The organism is Streptomyces sp. NRRL S-455 (assembly GCF_000717875.1).
Taxonomy (GTDB): Bacteria; Actinomycetota; Actinomycetes; order Streptomycetales; family Streptomycetaceae; genus Streptomyces.
In genome coordinates, this window is sequence record NZ_JOCT01000004.1 from 243,415 (window position 1) to 259,390 (window position 15,976).

Sequence of the window (15,976 nt, forward strand, 5' to 3'; positions counted from 1 at the left end):
CGGGGTACCGGAAGGTGCTGCGACGTGCGGCGACCGTGGTGCTCGGCCGCGTGGGTGACTGGTTGAAAGGAACACGTGCCGGAGTACGCCGGGCGCGCGAATTCAGCCGCCGAAGCGCCGGTGGCGGGCGGCGTAGTCGCGCATGGCGCGCAGGAAGTCGACCTTGCGGAAGGCCGGCCAGAACACGTCACAGAAGTAGTACTCGGAGTGCGCCGTCTGCCAGAGCATGAATCCGGACAGCCGCTGCTCGCCGCTGGTGCGGATCACCAGGTCGGGGTCGGGCTGGTCACTCGTGTAGAGGTGACGTCCGATCATGTCGGTGTCGACGGCCTCGGCGAGTTCCTCCATCGAGGTGCCCTTGTCCTGGGCTTCGAGCAGCATGGAACGCACGGCGTCGGCGATCTCCTGGCGGCCGCCGTAGCCGATGGCGACGTTGACCAGTATCCCGTCGACGTGCGCGGTCGTCTCCTCGGCCTCCTTCAGGACCGTCTGCATCCCGGAGGGCAGCAGGTCGGGCGTGCCCACGTGGTGCACACGCCAGCGGCCGTCGGCGGACAGGGTGCGCACGACGTCCTCGATGATGCCTAGCAGGGGGACGAGCTCCTCCTGAGGGCGGTCGAAGTTGTCCGTGGACAGCAGCCAGAGGGTGACGACCTCGACGTCGGTCTCGGCGCACCAGCCGAGGAACTCCTCGATCTTCCCGGCGCCGGCCCGGTGACCGTCGACGGTGCTGGAACCGGCGGCCTTCGCCCAGCGCCGGTTGCCGTCCATGATGACGCCGATGTGCTTGGGCACCTGAGCGTGGTCCAGGTGGCCTTCCACCCGGCGTGCGTACAGCCTGACCAGCAGGCCACGCAGCTTGTCGCGCAGGTTCACGTGTTCGTCAGCCCCTCCGTACGGATCGGACAGGCCGCGGCATGCGGCCCGGTCGTGGCCGCGGGCGGTCCCTGCCCGTATGGCGGTCCCCGGAGGCGAAGCCTACCCCTGCTGCCGCCGTAGGCCGCCAACGGGTGCGGAACGAATGATTCCGGCCGCTGCCACGACGCGCCCCCGGCGCACAAGGAAAACGGGCCGGTCCGTGGGGGGGAGACGGACCGGCCCGAGGGGGGGTTTCCACCATAACCCTTCGTGAGTGATGCTGCGTGCATCGGCGTGCCACAACTACTCTCCGGAGCCGCCCGGCGACGCGGCGGTGTGCACGGAATCCAGCAATCAGGGCTTACCTCCTGACCGAAACATGCCCCGATACGCAGGACATTCCTAGGCACCCAGGTGAGATTCGGGAGGTTTCACCGACCCATGAACCCGGCTCGGAAACGTTTCGCGCCGCGACCCCCCGACGGGTGACCCGTCCGCGATCGCCCGCTTGACCCGGCACCGCCCCGGCGAGGAGGCCCTGGCACCGCGCAGCCCCCTCCACTGCGCGGTACCGCTCGCGCAGCTTTGCTCACGCGAATTACCTTCGCTGAATTTACGCGAGTAGACCGGCGAAGGCGAGCCGCAGGCGATAACGATGTGAAAACCCTCGTCGGGAGATGCGCAAGTGGGGTGAGCAAGACGAGTGACCCACTGGGGCCCGCTCCCGTGATCCGGCGTGATCCGGGGTGGCATCCTGCGGCGTGCCCGGCCTGCGTGGGGGTATGAAGCGGCAAACGGTTTGATCGGGAGTGGGACCGGATGGGGCGGCGGTGGCGGGACGGGTTCGGGGAGTTGGTCGTGCACGGGGGCGGGCGCGGGTCGCCTGTCGTCGTGCCGTTGGAGATCGCCACCTCTTACCGGGCCCGGACGAGGGGGCTGTTGGGCCGTGACGCCGTCGACGGGGCCATGCTGCTCTCCCCGGCCGGCAGCGTGCACACGTTCCGTATGCGCATGCCGATCGACGTGGCCTATCTCGATCGGCGTCTGCGTGTCATCGCGGTGCGCACCATGCCGCCGGGGCGGCTTGGGATGCCTCGGGTGCGGGCCCGGCATGTGGTGGAGGCGATGGCGGGGGCGATGAGTGAGTGGGGCATGCGGGAAGGAGTGCGTGTGGAGGTCGTGACGGGCAGTGCTTGAGAGCCCTCCGCCGGAAACGCCCCAGTCTGTGCTACGTCTGTGCTCAGTCTGTGAAGGGATCTTCCAGCGTCGGGACACACGGAGACAGCAGCGCCTCCGTGTGCCACGTGACCGTGCCCCGGACGAGCCGGAGCACACGCACCTCGTTCTCATGCCCCGGGTCCTCGTCATCGCGGACGTGGAGGAGCCCGTAGGAACCAGGGGCAATCGCCGCCACATGCTCGAAGAGTTCGGCGACATCAGGCGACGAGCGGTGATTGGAACAACCGCCGAGGTGGATGAACGGCTCCCCGTTCATCCACCGGAGGTCGAGCAGGTAAGGGCTGGCCATCCGGGCGATGCGAAGCCGAAGCTCGTCGACGATCTGCCGAAGACGGGTCTCGTCGTCGTCATCAGCTGGGTTCTCTCGCACCGTGATCCAGCCGTGGTACTCCATCACCCCACGATCCTAGTGAGGTCACCTGCCACGGCCGCCCGCGCAACCGTGCTGATGTGACCAGGATCCTCCGCACGCCGACCTACCCGCGGAGCGTCTCAGGCCGCTCAGCTTCCTGCCGCCTGGTCCTGGGGGTACCAGCGCAGTTCGACCGTGTTGCCGTCCGGGTCCTTGACGTAGACCGACTGCGCCGAGCCTCGCGCGCCCCAGCGCGGGACGGGCCCCTCGAGTACGTCGAAGGTGCCGGAGTCGATGACTTCCTGCCAGTCGAGGGGATCCACGACCAGACAGATGTGGTCGACGTTGGACTCGCCCCGCGGGCGGGAGAAGAGGTCGATGACCGTGCTCTCGTCGATGCGCACGGACGGGAAGGGCACCTTGCCTGCCCGCCATTCCTCAACCCGCTCGGCCGCGAGGCCGAGGGGGCCGGTGTAGAACTCCAGCGCCTTGTCGACGTCGGTCACGTTGAGCACGAGGTGGTCGAAGGCCTTGACTCGCATGGCAGTTGCTCCAACTCTCTTGACAGGCATGTCAGCACTATCACTCGAACCCCGTCTGCGAGTTCGGTAATCCGCCCATCGAGGTCACGCCCCGCCCCCTGCCCTCGGTCTATGGCACAGCCCGAGGGCAGGAGGAGTCGGCTACATCCCGATCGGGTTGAGGTAGGTGGCCGGACGAGTGGCGCCGTCCTGCTTGAGGATCTGGCCGCCGAACGGCCACTTCAGGGTGAAGTGCTCCGTCTCGTTCGGCGGGGTGACGAGGAACTTCGCCGGAACGAACTTCTCCTTCTGCGGCGTGGACCCGGCCACCGGGAGCAGGTTGATGCTGAAGTCCACCGTGTCCCCCTGCTTCAGGGTCATCTTCACGGGCTTCTTGGCGGACCGGGCCAGCGACCAGGTGCCGTCGGTCTGCTGAGCACCGACCATGTCGACACCGGCGAAGCCGGACAGGGTGCAGGTGCGGTTGCTCTTGTTCGTGAACCAGATGAACGCCTGAGTCTGCTTCTCCGTCTGCTCCATCTCCGGCTTCGCGTCATCCCCCATGGCGAAGCCGGCCTTCAGGTCGGCGGTGTGGCAGCGGGTCGGCTCGGCGGCGGCGGGAGCGGCCGACGCCGGGATGGCGGTGGCGGCGGTACCGGCGACGACGACGGCGGCAAGGGCCACAGCGGTCAGCTTGCTCTTCATGATGTTTCGTTCCCCCTCGGATACGAATCGGCGCGCGAGGTCAGTGCGCGCCTGCGCATCTGAAGATGTGCGATGCCCGAGGTAGGTTCCATGCTCCGCGAGGCCGGCCGCGCGCGTTTCGGCCGAAGCGCGGGCGAGCCCCTCGGCACATCGAATGGCTGAATGGATTACGGCAGCCGCGCCCGTTCAGGGCGCGCCCTCCAGTTCGACGATGGGACGGTCGCTGGTGACGGCCACCATGACCAGCGGGGCGTCACCGTCACTGTGGCCGACGGATACTCCGGCCCACCGGCCGGGAGCCCGGCCTTCCTCCCCGGCCTGCACAGGACCCCACACCGTCAGGTCACCGTAGGCGTCGCTGTCGCACAGGGCCTGGAACAGCGGCGGCATGGGCTCGCCCGACTGCTTCCGGAACAGCGGCACATGCATGGCCACTCTCCGGTGAGTCCCCCAACGTCGGTCCAACTCCCTCACGAGGTCCGCCAGGTGGGCTTCGGCGGCCTCCACCTCTTCGTTCCACTCGGGTTCGTAGAGCCCTGTGAGGCTTCCGCTCTGCCAGAGGGGTGTCATCACAAAGCCTTCTCCCCTGGTCACGGCCCATTCCCCTGTGACCGGGTCCTCGTCCTCGACCGTCGGCCCGGATGCGGGTACCGGCTCGGTGACCAGGGTCTCGACATCAGACACGACCCGTCCCAAGTCGAACGTCCCCCCTCCCCCGGCACTCACAACGCGGCCCGGTTCATGGGGCGGGGCAACGGCTGCAGGGCCCCCGCGGCTTTCAGTCGCACGTTCGCCTGAACGACGTCGTCGACCTCACCGCTGGCCGCGATGTCGAGGAGGACTCCGCCACCGCGCATCTCCTTGCGAGCGGCCGTCATGCTGTCGGAGTTCGGCGGCTCAGCCGTGGCCCGACGGCAGCTGGAGCACCTGCTGCGCGCATCCGAGCGCGAGGCCGTGACGATACGGGTCATCCCGTTCAAGGCGGGCGGATTTCCAGGGGCAGGGCAGTCCGTCGTGTACATCGAGTCGACCGTGCCCCAGCTCGACACCGTGGAACTCGACAGCACGCACGGCCCGGAGTTCATCGACTCAGAGCAACAGCTCCGTAAGTACCGGGACCAGCTCGACGCAGCGGAGTCCGTGGCACTCGCGCCGGACTCCTCGCGCGACTTCATGCGCACTCTCGCCAACGATCTCTAGGAGTTGTCCGACGTGCCCACCATCACCTGGGAAGACCCGTTCTGCGGAGAAGGAGCCAACTGCTTCCGTATAGGCACCGACAGAGAAGGCAACGCCTATATCGCCATCGCCGGGCAGGAGGAGCACCATCTGACCGACAGCCGAGATGCCCTCCGGGCGCTCATCCGGGATATCAAGGCGGGCAAGGCCGACCATCTGCTGTAGGCCCCCACTGCGCGTCGGCCTACGCCGCCTCGGTCAGCAGGCGCGTCGCTTCGGCGACGGCGATGTTCCGGTCGATGTAGCGCATGGCAAGGTCCAGCGCCCAGAGGGCGAAGCAGTCCTCACGCCACAGCAGTTCGAGCATTTCCGGGCCAGAAAGGCGGCGATGCGGGCGGCCCACCGTTCGGCGAACGCCTCGGGGGTCGTGTCCTCCAAGTCGATGCCCAGTCGCCCACACTCGTGCCGGGCCCAGATCAGACACTCCCGGGTGACCAACCGCGCGTCGAGCATCAGGGGGACGAGACCATCTCGACTTCCAGCCACGCGGGCTGGTTCTCCGCATCCTCGCTCTTGTACAGGTGGGAGCAGGAGAGGCTACTCGCCCTTTCTTTCAGCTTCCGCGCCTACTACCGCTCCGCCTTTCCGTCTCCCAGATCGAAGAGCCTCCCCTGTGCCGCCTCCGCGTTGTCCCAACTCGCCGGACCGCCCGGCTTCACCGACAGGCGCTCCAGAGCCGCCCTGGCCTCAGGACTCCGCATCGCTCCCAGCAGCTCGATGGCGGAGTCCGCGCCGATGTCCTCGATCACGCAGCGCTCGGCCGTATCCACCGCCCAGTCGGCGAAACGGCCGGGGTCGGAGTCCAGGGCCAGCCAGCGGAACACCGAGTCGGCGATGTCGTCCCGCAGCCGCGGGATCATGGCGAGTATCGCCACTTCGACGTGATCAACGACATGCCGCTGAAGCGGGTACAGCATCTCCCGTCCCCGCCACTCGCGCACCAGCTCGTCCACACCGGCCCACGTCACCTGGCTCGTGCAGGGCATCCTCTCCCCCACCGCCTGGTGGAACTCTTCCCACACGTGCCACAACAGCCCCGGAGGCGGCGGCTGAGGCACGTCCGGCGCCAACTCCGGGTCCTCCAGCAGCTCGGTCAGCACCTGCCGAGCCTCCGCCACCCGCTCATCGGTGCGAGGCAGGTCCCCGATCCGACCCCAGTCGCCCTCGTCCCAAGGCTGTGGCAAGGACCGAAGGGTGCGGGGCAGAACGTAGTCACCCTCCGGATCACGCCACCGCGCGACCTGCGGATCCCAACTCTCCTCGGCACTCAGCTCCGCGTCCGACTCGCTCATCTCCGCCGTCCTGCCACGTCGCGTGGCTGTCGTCCACTCGTTCGTCTCATTCGATGCCCAGGTACGCCTTTGCGCTGTCCGGGTCCTTCATCTTCGACCAGTCCATCGTGCCGTTCGCCGTCCGCTCATCGACGGCACGTTGCATCCTGCCGAGCTGGTCGGCGGACAGACCCTGGCCCGCCACCTTCACGTCCACACCGTTCTTGGACATCTCACCGGCCGCCGTCCTGGTGTCCTTCGCCGGCTTGCCGTTCCGGGCGGGCTTGAACTCGCTGAAGACCGACGTCCAGCGGTCCGCCGTCTCGATCTCCACGGTGGCCTTGCGGCCCGGCTCCTTGCTCGCCCACTTCTTGAGCCTCTCGACCTGATTGGCGAAGTCCGCCTTGCGCGTGGCCGAGCCGGCGTTCTTGACCTCCTTGACGTGCACGGTGCCGTTCTTGTCCTTGTAGACCACGTCCGCGTCCGGGATCTCGTCGAGATTCACCTTCTCCCCGTTGCCCAAGTCAGCCTCCTTGCGGTTCATCTTGCCGCCGACTCCGGCGTCCACGTGGGTTCCGGGGGCCGCGTCGTCGGCAGCGCGGCGTACGGCGTTCACCTCCGCGCGTGCCTCGGCGAGCTTGTTGGCGTCGGAGGCATTTGCGACCTTGCCTTCCAGCGCCGCGGCGGCATCGCCGTTGACGTTTCCGCGGCGTAGAGCGTCATGACGTCCACTGCTGCGCCGCCTTCCTCGTCGTGGCAGGCAGGCTCGAGTCGGAGGCAAGTCGCAGCAGGGCCTCACGGCTGTCCGGCACCTCATCCGTGCGGTGGAGGAACCAGATGGCCTCCTCGGCCGCTCTTCCCTGCCGGACGGACCGCTCCGCGAGTGCAGCCGCCCAGTAGGCCGTCGTCGACAGAGCCGCTGGTTCCTCGTCGCCAGTCGCCCCTTCCGTGTGTGGGAGGTCAGCGAGCCAGCGGAAGACGGCGGCGGTGACCCGGTCCGCGATCCGCGCGCACCAAACCCCGGCGAAGGACACGGCGTCCGTGCCTCGCAAGTCGAACCCCAGCGACTCGCACTCGTGCCATGCCTCGTTCATCCGTTCGCGAGTGACCAGCCGCGGGTACGGCATCAGGGCACGCACGACCTCGGCGATGGCACCCCAGTCCACTGGTGCGTCGCCGTACGACTGCCCGATGCCCGGCGCACGCTCGACAATCAGGGAAGCCTCCAGTGCCGAACGCGCTCGGGCGAGGCCCTCGGCATCCGGCGCGGTCGCACTCCAGTCGAAGTCGTTCTGCCAGGAATGCGGAAGGTCCCGCAGCCCCTCAGGCAGTAGAGGCTCCTCGTCGCGGGCGCCTTCCCAGGCCCGAACCTCGTACTGCGAACGGCGCAGACCGAGAAGCCTGGAACGCACATATGGGCGGAAGCCCCGGACCTCGTCGTCGCGTACGAGATCCAGCAAGGCCTGCTCGCCGCGCGGGCGGCCGAGCGAGACCAGCACGCGCACCGCCGCCTCGACCGCCAGGCCGACCCGCACGAACGCGGCTGCGAGTATCGCGACGTCTTCTGCCTCCGCATCGTTCAGCGATCCGGCGGTGGTTGCACGCTCGATGAAATCGAAGGCGTCGTGCGCCAGCGTCTGCCGTACCGAGGTGGCCCACTCCGCCGCCACCCTCTCGATCTGCTGCTCTGTCGGTGGCGCAGACACCGTGGGGATCCCCATGTCGGCCCACACACCGACCACCTGCGCCACCCGTTGCCGGGTGACCTGGGACGTGGTCGGCATGATCCGGGTCAGTAGGGCGTCTGCCTCGTCCAAGGTGTGATCATCGCGGTCGTCGTAGAAGTCCCGTAGTTCCTCGTCCCAGTCGTGCACGCTCTGCCGTCGCTCGGGCAGGCAAACACGCAGCACATGCCGAGCCTGCCCACGTCTCTCCTCCGTGGGCTCAAGTTCCTCCAGGGCCTGAGATCTGCGGTAGGTCAGGTCGTGCCAAGGCGGTGGCAGTTCGCGCATGGCGGCGGGCAGCAGGTACATGTCCACCAGTTGTTCTCCGTTCGTGCCCCGGCGGAATCCTGATGCGTCAGCTTCACGAGACGCCCAGGTAGTCCATCGCATCCTTCGGGGTCTTCATCCTGGCCCAATCCATGGAGCCTGCCTGCTTCCGGGCCTGGATCTCCACTTCCATCCGCTTCAGCTGGCTCGGGGATATATCCGTGCCGGCGATACGTACCGGCACCCCGTTCTTCGCCATCGTTCCGGCCGGAGTGCCTTGAGGCTTGTACTTGACACCGTCCCGCTTTCCGCTCTTGTAACCGCTGAAGATGTTGGTCCATTTCTCAGTGGTCGCGATCTCGACGCGTGTAGCCCTGCCTGCCCCGGCCTTCCCCTGCCACTTGGCCAGATCCTCGACCTGGCGTTCGAAGTCGGCCTTGATGGTGGCGTTCCCCGTGTTCTTGACCTCCACGGCGTGGACCTTGCCGTCCGTGCCCTTGTAGAGCACGTCGGCGTCGTTGATCTCGGAGATGTTCACCTTTTCGCTGTTGCCGAGATCGACGTTCTCCTTACCGAAGTCCTTGCCGACAGCGGTGTGCACAGTCGTGCCAGATGCCGCCTCGTCGTCGGCGGCCCGCTGGACCGTGTTCAGCTCAGCACGTGCCTGGCTGAGTTCGTCCGTGTTCTTGGCGTTCGTGACCTTGCTGGTCAGCGACGAACGTGCTTCCTTGGAGACGTTCTTCGTCTTGGCCAGTTTCGAGATTTCGTCCAGCGCCTCGGCCGCATCCGCCTTGCCGATCTCTTTCTTGTCCGGGTCCGGGTCGTCCTTTGCCCGCTGAACGAACTCGTCAATCTTCCTCGGCGCGTGCTGGACGCCTTCGCCCTCGAGTACCTTCTTGGCCGCGCCCTGACGATCCGCCAACTCGGCGCCGTCGGCGATCCTGCCGGCCTCGTCGGCTTGCTTGCGAGCGTCCTGAGCCTGCTGCTTGGCCTCGTCATCGCAGCTTCCCTCAGCGAAGGTGACGTACGGGGAGCTTGACCCACCCGCGGCGATGACTGTCGTACCGGTACCGGGAGAGCCTATGAGGCCGGGGCCGCCGCCATACGGGACGGTGAAACGGGGGGCCGAGAGAGTGCATCCGGACGCCCTGGCCTTCTTCTCGGCTTCGTCGGCCGCCTTGTCCGCGTCATCAGCCGCCTTGCGCGCAGCCTCGGCGTCGCCGCCCTTCGCTGCCTTGCGCGCCTTCTCGGCCGCTTCGGCCGCCTTGTCGAGGGATGCGCCGACCTCGGCCACATCCTTGAACTTGTTGAACTTCGTGATGGTCTTCGGGCTGAAGATGCCGATGACGCCGACAACCGTGTTGCCGATGGAGGCGCCGTAGTTGCCCTTCTCCCAGTTCTCCTTGTCGACGAACGTGTCGACCGCCAAATCGGACACGAAGTCCTCGGGCGAGTTGACCCAGCCCCATACGGAGGAGACGTAGTTCCCCTTGTCCCACTCCTCGCCCAACTCGTCGGCCTTGTCGCCCCACCAGTCGGTCGTGTAACCCTTCAGGCCGTTCCAGCTGTCCTTGATCGAGCCGACCGGGTCGTCGACGAAGTCCATCGTGCTGGCCAGGAAGCTCTTGGTCGGGGCCACGAAGAAGCCACGGACATGGTCCAGGAACGTCCTGTCGTGGCGTTCCTGGTCATGTACGTCGCCCCAGAGCGACTTGTCGTCGAAGGGGCCCGGAGCGAGCGGGACCGTGTCGTTCGGGCCCGCGCCCTCGTAGGTGATGATCTGGTCCGACGCGGGGATGCCGCTGCCGCCCGTGTCGCCAACGCCGGTGCCTGTGCTCGTGCCGTCGTCGGCATCCGTGCCTCCCTGGGCGCCGGAGTCGCCCTGGGCTCCCGCATCGCCGTCCGCCTCAGCACCGCCGTCCGGGCCTGCGCCGTTGCCGCCGTCGGCGTCGGCGTCCGCATCGCCTTCGCCGTTGCCGCCGTCGGCGTCCGCATCGCCCTGCTGCGCGGCGTCGTTGTCCCCGGCCGCACCCGCCTCCGCACCATCGCCCTGCGGAGCGGTGCAGGCCGTGCCCGTCACCGAGCAGACGGCCGACTGGATGCCGTCGGCGATGCGCCCGCCGAGTCCGCCCACCGACAGCGCGACGATGATCGCGGCGACCACAGCGATGAGCCCCGCGTACTCCACGGTGGTCTGGCCCTCGTCCCGCCGCCAGCGGATCATTCTCGCCAGGCTGAACGCCCGGCGCTCCTCCCTGTCCTGCGGAGCGCTCTTGAACCACTCGCGCGACCGGGCCCGACGCAACAGCACGATGACCGCCACCGGCATCGCCGCCTGCGTGATGCCCCGCAGATCACCGTGCATCACGGTGCCGAACGACAGCCACACGATCCACGCCTGGACGGCGATCAGTGCGCGGCTCGTCCATACCCCGCCCGGCCACAGGCGCCGGGCCAGGTAGACACCGGCCACGCTGGGCAGCGAGTCGTACACCAGGATCCCGAAGATCTCCCCGGAGTAGTACGACACCACCGACACCACGGTGACCACGTACACCGCTGTCAGCACGAACTGCACCCACAGCAGTACCTGCGCCCAGCCAAGCTCGCGTGGCAACGGCGAACGTCGCCCCCAGGACGGGGTGTTCTGCGCACCCAACGTCCCAGGCGGCGGTATGGAGTTACCGGCACCAGACATGCGTGACCTCAGCTCGTTAAGCAGCGGTTCGGGACGAACACCTGCCCGAGGCTAAGGAACTTCGATCACCCACACATGGGCCCGTGGCCCCAACTTCGGGCCCAGGCACATCGCATGGGAAGGAGCGCTGTCGCGGGAACGGAGCGGGCCCGTCCTCGCCGGCGGTGGCGAGGACGGGCCCAGGTGGAACGGTGGTGGCTCAGCTCTCCGTGCGCGGGAAGGAGACCTCGACACGGCGGTTCTTCTTGCGGCCCGCTTCCGTGGAGTTGTCGGCGATCGGGTACTGCTCGCCGTAGCCGCGTACCTCGTACGTGATGTTCGAGTCCGCGACTTCGTCGTCCAGGACACCGTGTACGGCCGACGCCCGTTTGCGGGACAAGACATCGCCGTGGGCCGAGGAGCCCAGGTTGTCCGTGAAGCCGAAGACGCGGACCTTCGTCGCGTTCTGCGCCTTGATCTCCTCGGCAATCGCTGCGATGCGGGCCTTCGCCCGGGAGCTGAGCTTTGCGCTGTCCTTGCCGAACAACACCTCGGCTTGCAGCGCGAACTTCACGTCCGTGTTCGTGTCCTCGCGGCGTTCCTCGCCCGCCTCGTCCTCGATGACGGTCTTGATGTCGAGAACCTTGGCCTTGGCGAGGGTCGCGCCGTCGACCAGCTTCAGGTCGGGATCGTTGCCGTCGACCTCTACCGGTGCGCTGGCGCTCGGTTGGGTGCCCGGCGGGTGGCTGGGGCCGTCGGCGCGGGCGGAGGTGGCGCCGAAGACATTCGTGGCCACCATTACGGAGGCCGCGGCGATGACGACCGCCAGGCGTGGGGTTTGGGTCCGGGTTCGGGTGTGGGTCATGGTGGCCTACCTCACCCGGAGATCTTGATGGTGCCGGAGGCGAAGGTCGGGAGCTGGAAGCTGACCTCGGTAGTGCTCTGGGGCGGCGCCGGGAACTGCATGAAGACGGGGACCGAGTCGCCTGCCTTGATCCGAGGCATATCTGTGGTAGTTAGAGGACGGCCCTCGGTGTCACGCAGCACGTAGTAACGCTTCTTGCTCGCCGAGTCCACGAGCGTTGCTCCGCCAAGGGATGCCCCATGCTTGAGGATCTCGGTCTCGTTGCCCTGGGTCCGGACCGGCACTCGGACGGACTCATCGCCGTCATTCTTGATGTCACCGCTCACGGTGACGAACCCGCCCGAGTCCCTCTTGGCAGAGGTGACCTGAAGGATGAGACCGTCCTCCCCCTTGAGTTCGGCCAGGGGCTCTTCTGACTCCCCCGTCTGTGCATCCGGCTTCGACCCACTGTCCTTTGAGGCGGACGCCGGCGCGTCTCCGCTCTTGTCGTCCCCGCTACTGCAGCCGGCCACGCCGAGGGCCAGGCTGACCGCAACAGCCGCTGCGACCATCCCCCTGCGGGCCGTCGTGGTGAACCGAATGCTCATGAGTTCCGCTTCCCTTATCCGTCGTTCTTCGTCAGTCGGCCAGATGGACGTCGAAGAGGTCCTCGGGACCAGGGAGATCCGAGAGATCGTCCAGGTCGAGGTCCCAGTTCTTGTTGTCCTTGCACTTGAGCTGCGGCAGGTCCTCGCTGGTGCCGTTGTCCTCATCGGCCAGCGGGGGGATCGAACAGCGCGGCTTAATCACGGCTTTGGCCGTCGCCGTCGCGTACGTCTCTTCCGTACCGGGGACGATGCTGTCGCCGACAGGTTCGTTGGTCTCGACCCTGACCGTGTAGCCCAGCGGGTCCCACTCCGGCTCGCAGCCACCCCCCACGACGTGTGCGTCGTTCTCCTCGGCGAGCTGCTGCGCCCGCCAGCACGAGGGTTCGAGCCCGTCCACCTCACCGTCGAGGATGTCCTCCCAGAGGTCCGGGTTGGGGAGGTTGTCCAGCCACCTGCCCGTAAGTTGATCCCGCTTGTCGTTCGCGGCCGCGAGGGCGGCGGCGTCCGCCGCCGTCTGCGCGCCGTTCCGTGTCGCCGCGGCCTGGCCGACCGCAAGGTACGCGAACGCGAGGAAGAGCAGGCCCGCCACCACCGTGATGTAGATGGGGAAGGCCTGCCCTGCGTCGCCGTACCTACGGAGCTGCATCAGCCGCTTGTGACTTCGTCGATCTTGTCGGTGATCGCCTCGAAGATCGACTGACCGATGTCCGTCCCCGTAATGGCCAGCACGATCGCCACAACCACCGCGATGATCCCCAGGTACTCGACCGCGGTCTGTCCCTTGTCGTTGCGGGCGGCGCGGGTCTGCAGGTACGAGACGGTGGTGTTGATCCAGTTGCTCATGGTGGTGTTCCCCTCCGGTACCGGCCGGCCGCCAACCGGCCGACGTCCAAGTCTCCTCGGCGCTACTCGCGTCACCGGCTTCCTCCCTGCCGGTCCCGCTTTCGACACCAGAAACGTACGCCGATCCGGCAGTTGCACCAGAGGGCCCCAGGGCCCAATCCCGGGCCCAAAGCAGGCGTTGGGTCCTGCCGCCCAGGCGCTGGACCCGTGAGCCCGGACAGCGCAGCCCCCCGTTCCCCCGCTCAGCCACGTCCTGTGGCCCTCCCCCCGGTTCCGGAACCGGGCGCCGTGCCGAGCCACTTGGCCACGGCCTCGCTGCGGCTTGCGCTGTGCAGCTTGGCGAAGATCCGGTTTATGTGGTTCTTGACGGTCTTCTCGCTGATGAAGCAGGTGGCGGCGATCTGCTGGTTGTTCATGCCGGACGCGATGAGGTCCATGATCTCCACCTCCCTGGAACTCAGCCCGAAGTCAGCACTGTTCGAGGACCCAGGCGATGACTGTGCCACATTAGATTGCAGTTGCGAAAGGTTTTGCCGCGAAGTGGGGCTGGGTCCTTCCGGATTCTGCTGGTAAAGGCTACCCATCACGACGACTTGGGTGGACTGCGACGGCGCCACGGACGAAGGGTTGCCGTGTGCATTCGCATCGGCTGCTGTCCTGCCCAATCCGTCCGGCAGCGGCGCGGCCCCGGGGCCCGGCTCCTGGCCCCGCCGTACATGAGCCAGCAACGCCCCCGCTGCCGTGGGCGTGAAGTGAGCTCTGCCTTCCTTGGTGTCCCGTACGGCGGCGACGAGCTGGTCCGCTGTGAACTCACCATGGACCAGGTAACCGCCGGCCCCCAGCCGGAGTGCCTCGTGGACGATCTCGTTCTCGCGGCTGTAGGTGAGCATCAGGACCGGAGCGATGCGCACCAGGTACGGGAGGGCGGAGATGCCGTCGACCCCGGGCATCCGGACGTCGAGCAGGACGACGTCGGGGCGGTGGTGCTGGGCCGCCTCGTAGGCCTGGCGGCCGTCCGCCGCCTCCGCGACGACGTCGATGTCGTCGCGCCCCGAGAGCAGGACGGTGAGGCCTGCGCGGACGACGGGGTTGTCGTCCGCGACGACGACGCGGAGCGGTCGGCGGGCCGGGGGCGCCGGGAAGCCTCCGGAGCCCTCGACGGGGCCTGGGTCGCCACCGGCTCTGCAGGGCGACGTCTGGGAAGGGACGCCCGACAGTGCCGGCGTGTCCGCGGGCGTCGGGGCCTGGGGCGGCGTGTAACCGGTGTGGGCAACGGAGCGTGCCGAAGTGGGCTGGGAAGCATGCGCGAACGGGTGGACGTACCCACGGGAAGAGGGTGTCGCTTCCGCCATCGTCGGTCTCCTCTCGGGGAGTCGGGGTAAAGCCAGGAGGCGTCTGGGTCAGCTGGGTCCGATCGGTGTGGTCGACGGTGGTGGTTGAGCCGTGAGTGCCGCAAGCGGCATGTCCACGCACACCTCGGTCCCCGTGACGTGCCGCCCCCGCCCGATGCGGATGCGGGCACCGACGGCGGCTGCGCGTTCGACCATGCCTACGAGACCGAAGTGGCCGGCGCGCCTGAGGCTGTCGAGAGTGGTACCGGGAGGCAGGCCCCGGCCGTCGTCGTAAACGCTGATCCGCAACTGGTCACCCACGACGCCGGCGGAGACGTTCGCGTGCGTCGCGTGCGCGTGGCGGTGCGCGTTCTCCATGGCCTCGGTGGCGATTGTCAGCAACTGACGAGCGACCGCCTGGGGGACGTGAGGGACGGGTGTATCACCGATCGGGGAGTAGGTCGCGTGCAGGCCGGTCCGGCGTCCGATGTCCGAGGTGCGGGCGGCGAGCTCGGCTGCGACGTCGACTCCGCCGTCCAGGCCCGACTCGCGGCGCAGGTCCGTCAGGAGCTCGCGGGACTCGGAGGCGGCTCGGCGGGCTGAGCGGGCGACGAGTTCTGCCTGGTGTTTGACCGTGTGCGAGTCCATACGGTCGGCCGAGGAGGCGAGGCCGTCGGCGGCCAGGGCGAGCCCGTGCAGTGTCTTGGCGACCGAGTCGTGCATCTCGCGGGCGAGGCGGGAACGCTCGGTCTCCACCGCCTCGTTGACGGCCAGGCGTGCCTGGACCGTGGTGAGGGCCTGCGTGGCGGCGCCGAAGCGCAGGACCAGGCCTCTCAGGGTCACGCCGACGGCGCCGACGAGCACGCAGAAGCCGGGCATCACCGCCGATTCGGCCAAGGTCGCGTCGGTGTCCACGCTGCGGGAGACGACGACGAGGATCGCGGCCTGCAGGCAGACGAAGAACGCCGCCCCGCGCCAGCCGTAGACCAGGCCGGCGAGCAGCGGGGTGCAGACGCTGACGTAGGCGAGGGTGCTGTCCGGGCCCGCCGCGATGAGGAGCAGGGAGCCGAAGAGGGTGTCCGCGGCCAGCAGGACCGGGTGTTTCAGCAGGAGCGGACCGAAGCGTTCCCAGTCGCGGAAGAGGGCGTACGAGACCATGAAGGTGACGACGACGGATGCGGCGACCAGCTGGGTGGCGACGCCTGGCGCCGCGTTGAGCAAGGCGGCCGGCGATGCTAAGGCGATCATCGCCAGGCGAAAGCCGAAGACTTGGCGGCACATCGCTTGCAGGGCGCTGACCTGAATCTTCAGGGCTGCCGTGGGCTCGCCACGCGTCATGCCGACCCGCATCGGGCTCTGCGCGCCCGCCTCAGGGGAGAGCTGCTCGGACAGGTGCGGAGGCAGGAAGGTGCCTGTCGGCGGAGTGGTGATTTCGGTGACACCGCCGTTGGCCGCAGCCCTCGCCTTCAACCGTGGCATCCGTATGGCCATGGCTGC

General features: G+C 67.9%; 20 protein-coding genes. 3 read left to right on the top strand and 17 right to left on the bottom strand.

The window, feature by feature from the left end:
- Positions 1–102 precede the first annotated feature (102 nt).
- On the bottom strand, positions 103–876 hold the full coding sequence (locus IE97_RS0106720; RefSeq protein ID WP_030232851.1) for an isoprenyl transferase: 774 nt from the start codon (positions 874–876) through the stop codon (positions 103–105).
- Between the two features lie 801 nt (positions 877–1,677).
- On the opposite strand from IE97_RS0106720, the gene IE97_RS0106725 reads away from it, so the two are divergent.
- Positions 1,678–2,055 (top strand): DUF192 domain-containing protein, encoded by a 378-nt coding sequence (locus IE97_RS0106725; protein ID WP_030232855.1) that lies wholly within the window; start codon positions 1,678–1,680, stop codon positions 2,053–2,055.
- A gap of 43 nt (positions 2,056–2,098) precedes the next feature.
- Here the strand turns inward: IE97_RS0106725 and IE97_RS0106730 are convergent, their stop codons facing one another.
- From IE97_RS0106730 to IE97_RS41960, 5 genes are all read right to left on the bottom strand, one after another.
- Positions 2,099–2,494 carry an Imm7 family immunity protein gene (locus tag IE97_RS0106730; protein WP_030232860.1) on the bottom strand — a complete coding sequence of 132 codons (396 nt, stop codon included), beginning with the start codon at positions 2,492–2,494 and terminating at the stop codon, positions 2,099–2,101.
- A gap of 104 nt (positions 2,495–2,598) precedes the next feature.
- On the bottom strand, positions 2,599–2,991 hold the full coding sequence (locus tag IE97_RS0106735; RefSeq protein ID WP_030232862.1) for a VOC family protein: 393 nt from the start codon (positions 2,989–2,991) through the stop codon (positions 2,599–2,601).
- Positions 2,992–3,132: 141 nt separating this feature from the next.
- Positions 3,133–3,675, bottom strand: a complete 543-nt coding sequence (locus IE97_RS0106740) for a DUF4232 domain-containing protein (RefSeq protein ID WP_030232866.1) — start codon at positions 3,673–3,675, stop codon at positions 3,133–3,135.
- A gap of 186 nt (positions 3,676–3,861) precedes the next feature.
- Entirely contained in the window at positions 3,862–4,359 is a 498-nt protein-coding gene (locus IE97_RS0106745) for a hypothetical protein (RefSeq protein WP_234310721.1), read from the bottom strand.
- A gap of 38 nt (positions 4,360–4,397) precedes the next feature.
- Positions 4,398–4,553: a hypothetical protein gene (locus tag IE97_RS41960; protein WP_158708248.1), complete on the bottom strand. Its 156-nt coding sequence runs from the start codon at positions 4,551–4,553 to the stop codon at positions 4,398–4,400.
- On the opposite strand from IE97_RS41960, the gene IE97_RS0106750 reads away from it, so the two are divergent.
- Positions 4,552–4,875 (top strand): Scr1 family TA system antitoxin-like transcriptional regulator, encoded by a 324-nt coding sequence (locus IE97_RS0106750; protein WP_199809794.1) that lies wholly within the window; start codon positions 4,552–4,554, stop codon positions 4,873–4,875. The genes IE97_RS41960 and IE97_RS0106750 overlap by 2 nt on opposite strands.
- A gap of 12 nt (positions 4,876–4,887) precedes the next feature.
- Positions 4,888–5,079, top strand: a complete 192-nt coding sequence (locus tag IE97_RS0106755) for a hypothetical protein (protein ID WP_030232877.1) — start codon at positions 4,888–4,890, stop codon at positions 5,077–5,079.
- Positions 5,080–5,098: 19 nt separating this feature from the next.
- Here the strand turns inward: IE97_RS0106755 and IE97_RS43420 are convergent, their stop codons facing one another.
- From IE97_RS43420 to IE97_RS0106810, 11 genes are all read right to left on the bottom strand, one after another.
- A complete protein-coding gene (locus IE97_RS43420) occupies positions 5,099–5,221 on the bottom strand; it encodes a hypothetical protein (RefSeq protein ID WP_267881696.1) in 123 nt (40 codons plus the stop codon).
- 262 nt (positions 5,222–5,483) lie between these two features.
- Positions 5,484–6,206: a hypothetical protein gene (locus IE97_RS0106765; protein ID WP_030232880.1), complete on the bottom strand. Its 723-nt coding sequence runs from the start codon at positions 6,204–6,206 to the stop codon at positions 5,484–5,486.
- Between the two features lie 46 nt (positions 6,207–6,252).
- Positions 6,253–6,801 (bottom strand): hypothetical protein, encoded by a 549-nt coding sequence (locus tag IE97_RS0106770; protein WP_030232884.1) that lies wholly within the window; start codon positions 6,799–6,801, stop codon positions 6,253–6,255.
- A 103-nt stretch (positions 6,802–6,904) separates the two neighbouring features.
- Positions 6,905–8,224: a hypothetical protein gene (locus tag IE97_RS42415; protein WP_030232889.1), complete on the bottom strand. Its 1,320-nt coding sequence runs from the start codon at positions 8,222–8,224 to the stop codon at positions 6,905–6,907.
- A 46-nt stretch (positions 8,225–8,270) separates the two neighbouring features.
- Positions 8,271–10,793 (bottom strand): hypothetical protein, encoded by a 2,523-nt coding sequence (locus IE97_RS0106780; protein WP_158708251.1) that lies wholly within the window; start codon positions 10,791–10,793, stop codon positions 8,271–8,273.
- Positions 10,794–11,073: 280 nt separating this feature from the next.
- Positions 11,074–11,718: an OmpA family protein gene (locus IE97_RS0106785; RefSeq protein ID WP_030232895.1), complete on the bottom strand. Its 645-nt coding sequence runs from the start codon at positions 11,716–11,718 to the stop codon at positions 11,074–11,076.
- An 11-nt stretch (positions 11,719–11,729) separates the two neighbouring features.
- Positions 11,730–12,305 (bottom strand): hypothetical protein, encoded by a 576-nt coding sequence (locus IE97_RS0106790; protein WP_030232896.1) that lies wholly within the window; start codon positions 12,303–12,305, stop codon positions 11,730–11,732.
- Positions 12,306–12,336: 31 nt separating this feature from the next.
- The gene (locus tag IE97_RS0106795) at positions 12,337–12,951 is read right to left on the bottom strand and encodes a pilus assembly protein TadG-related protein (protein WP_030232899.1); all 615 of its coding nucleotides are present in this window, start codon (positions 12,949–12,951) and stop codon (positions 12,337–12,339) included.
- Positions 12,951–13,148, bottom strand: a complete 198-nt coding sequence (locus tag IE97_RS0106800; RefSeq protein ID WP_030232900.1) for a Flp family type IVb pilin — start codon at positions 13,146–13,148, stop codon at positions 12,951–12,953. Before IE97_RS0106800 ends, IE97_RS0106795 begins: the two co-directional genes overlap by 1 nt.
- Before the next feature lie 242 nt (positions 13,149–13,390).
- Positions 13,391–14,500 carry a response regulator transcription factor gene (locus IE97_RS0106805; RefSeq protein WP_078603112.1) on the bottom strand — a complete coding sequence of 370 codons (1,110 nt, stop codon included), beginning with the start codon at positions 14,498–14,500 and terminating at the stop codon, positions 13,391–13,393.
- A 48-nt stretch (positions 14,501–14,548) separates the two neighbouring features.
- Entirely contained in the window at positions 14,549–15,970 is a 1,422-nt protein-coding gene (locus IE97_RS0106810; RefSeq protein WP_078603113.1) for a histidine kinase, read from the bottom strand.
- Positions 15,971–15,976 lie beyond the last annotated feature (6 nt).

Bases quoted from the DNA above. Each gene is read 5' to 3' on its own strand.
- IE97_RS0106725 (WP_030232855.1), top strand. From the start codon at position 1,678: ATGGGGCGGCGGTGGCGGGACGGGTTCGGGGAGTTGGTCGTGCACGGG.
- IE97_RS0106735 (WP_030232862.1), bottom strand. From the start codon at position 2,991: ATGCGAGTCAAGGCCTTCGACCACCTCGTGCTCAACGTGACCGACGTC.
- IE97_RS0106740 (WP_030232866.1), bottom strand. From the start codon at position 3,675: ATGAAGAGCAAGCTGACCGCTGTGGCCCTTGCCGCCGTCGTCGTCGCC.
- IE97_RS0106750 (WP_199809794.1), top strand. From the start codon at position 4,552: ATGCTGTCGGAGTTCGGCGGCTCAGCCGTGGCCCGACGGCAGCTGGAG.
- IE97_RS41960 (WP_158708248.1), bottom strand. From the start codon at position 4,553: ATGACGGCCGCTCGCAAGGAGATGCGCGGTGGCGGAGTCCTCCTCGAC.
- IE97_RS43420 (WP_267881696.1), bottom strand. From the start codon at position 5,221: ATGCTCGAACTGCTGTGGCGTGAGGACTGCTTCGCCCTCTGGGCGCTG.
- IE97_RS0106765 (WP_030232880.1), bottom strand. From the start codon at position 6,206: ATGAGCGAGTCGGACGCGGAGCTGAGTGCCGAGGAGAGTTGGGATCCG.
- IE97_RS0106785 (WP_030232895.1), bottom strand. From the start codon at position 11,718: ATGACCCACACCCGAACCCGGACCCAAACCCCACGCCTGGCGGTCGTC.
- IE97_RS0106790 (WP_030232896.1), bottom strand. From the start codon at position 12,305: ATGAGCATTCGGTTCACCACGACGGCCCGCAGGGGGATGGTCGCAGCG.
- IE97_RS0106795 (WP_030232899.1), bottom strand. From the start codon at position 12,951: ATGCAGCTCCGTAGGTACGGCGACGCAGGGCAGGCCTTCCCCATCTAC.
- IE97_RS0106800 (WP_030232900.1), bottom strand. From the start codon at position 13,148: ATGAGCAACTGGATCAACACCACCGTCTCGTACCTGCAGACCCGCGCC.
- IE97_RS0106805 (WP_078603112.1), bottom strand. From the start codon at position 14,500: ATGGCGGAAGCGACACCCTCTTCCCGTGGGTACGTCCACCCGTTCGCG.
- IE97_RS0106810 (WP_078603113.1), bottom strand. From the start codon at position 15,970: ATGGCCATACGGATGCCACGGTTGAAGGCGAGGGCTGCGGCCAACGGC.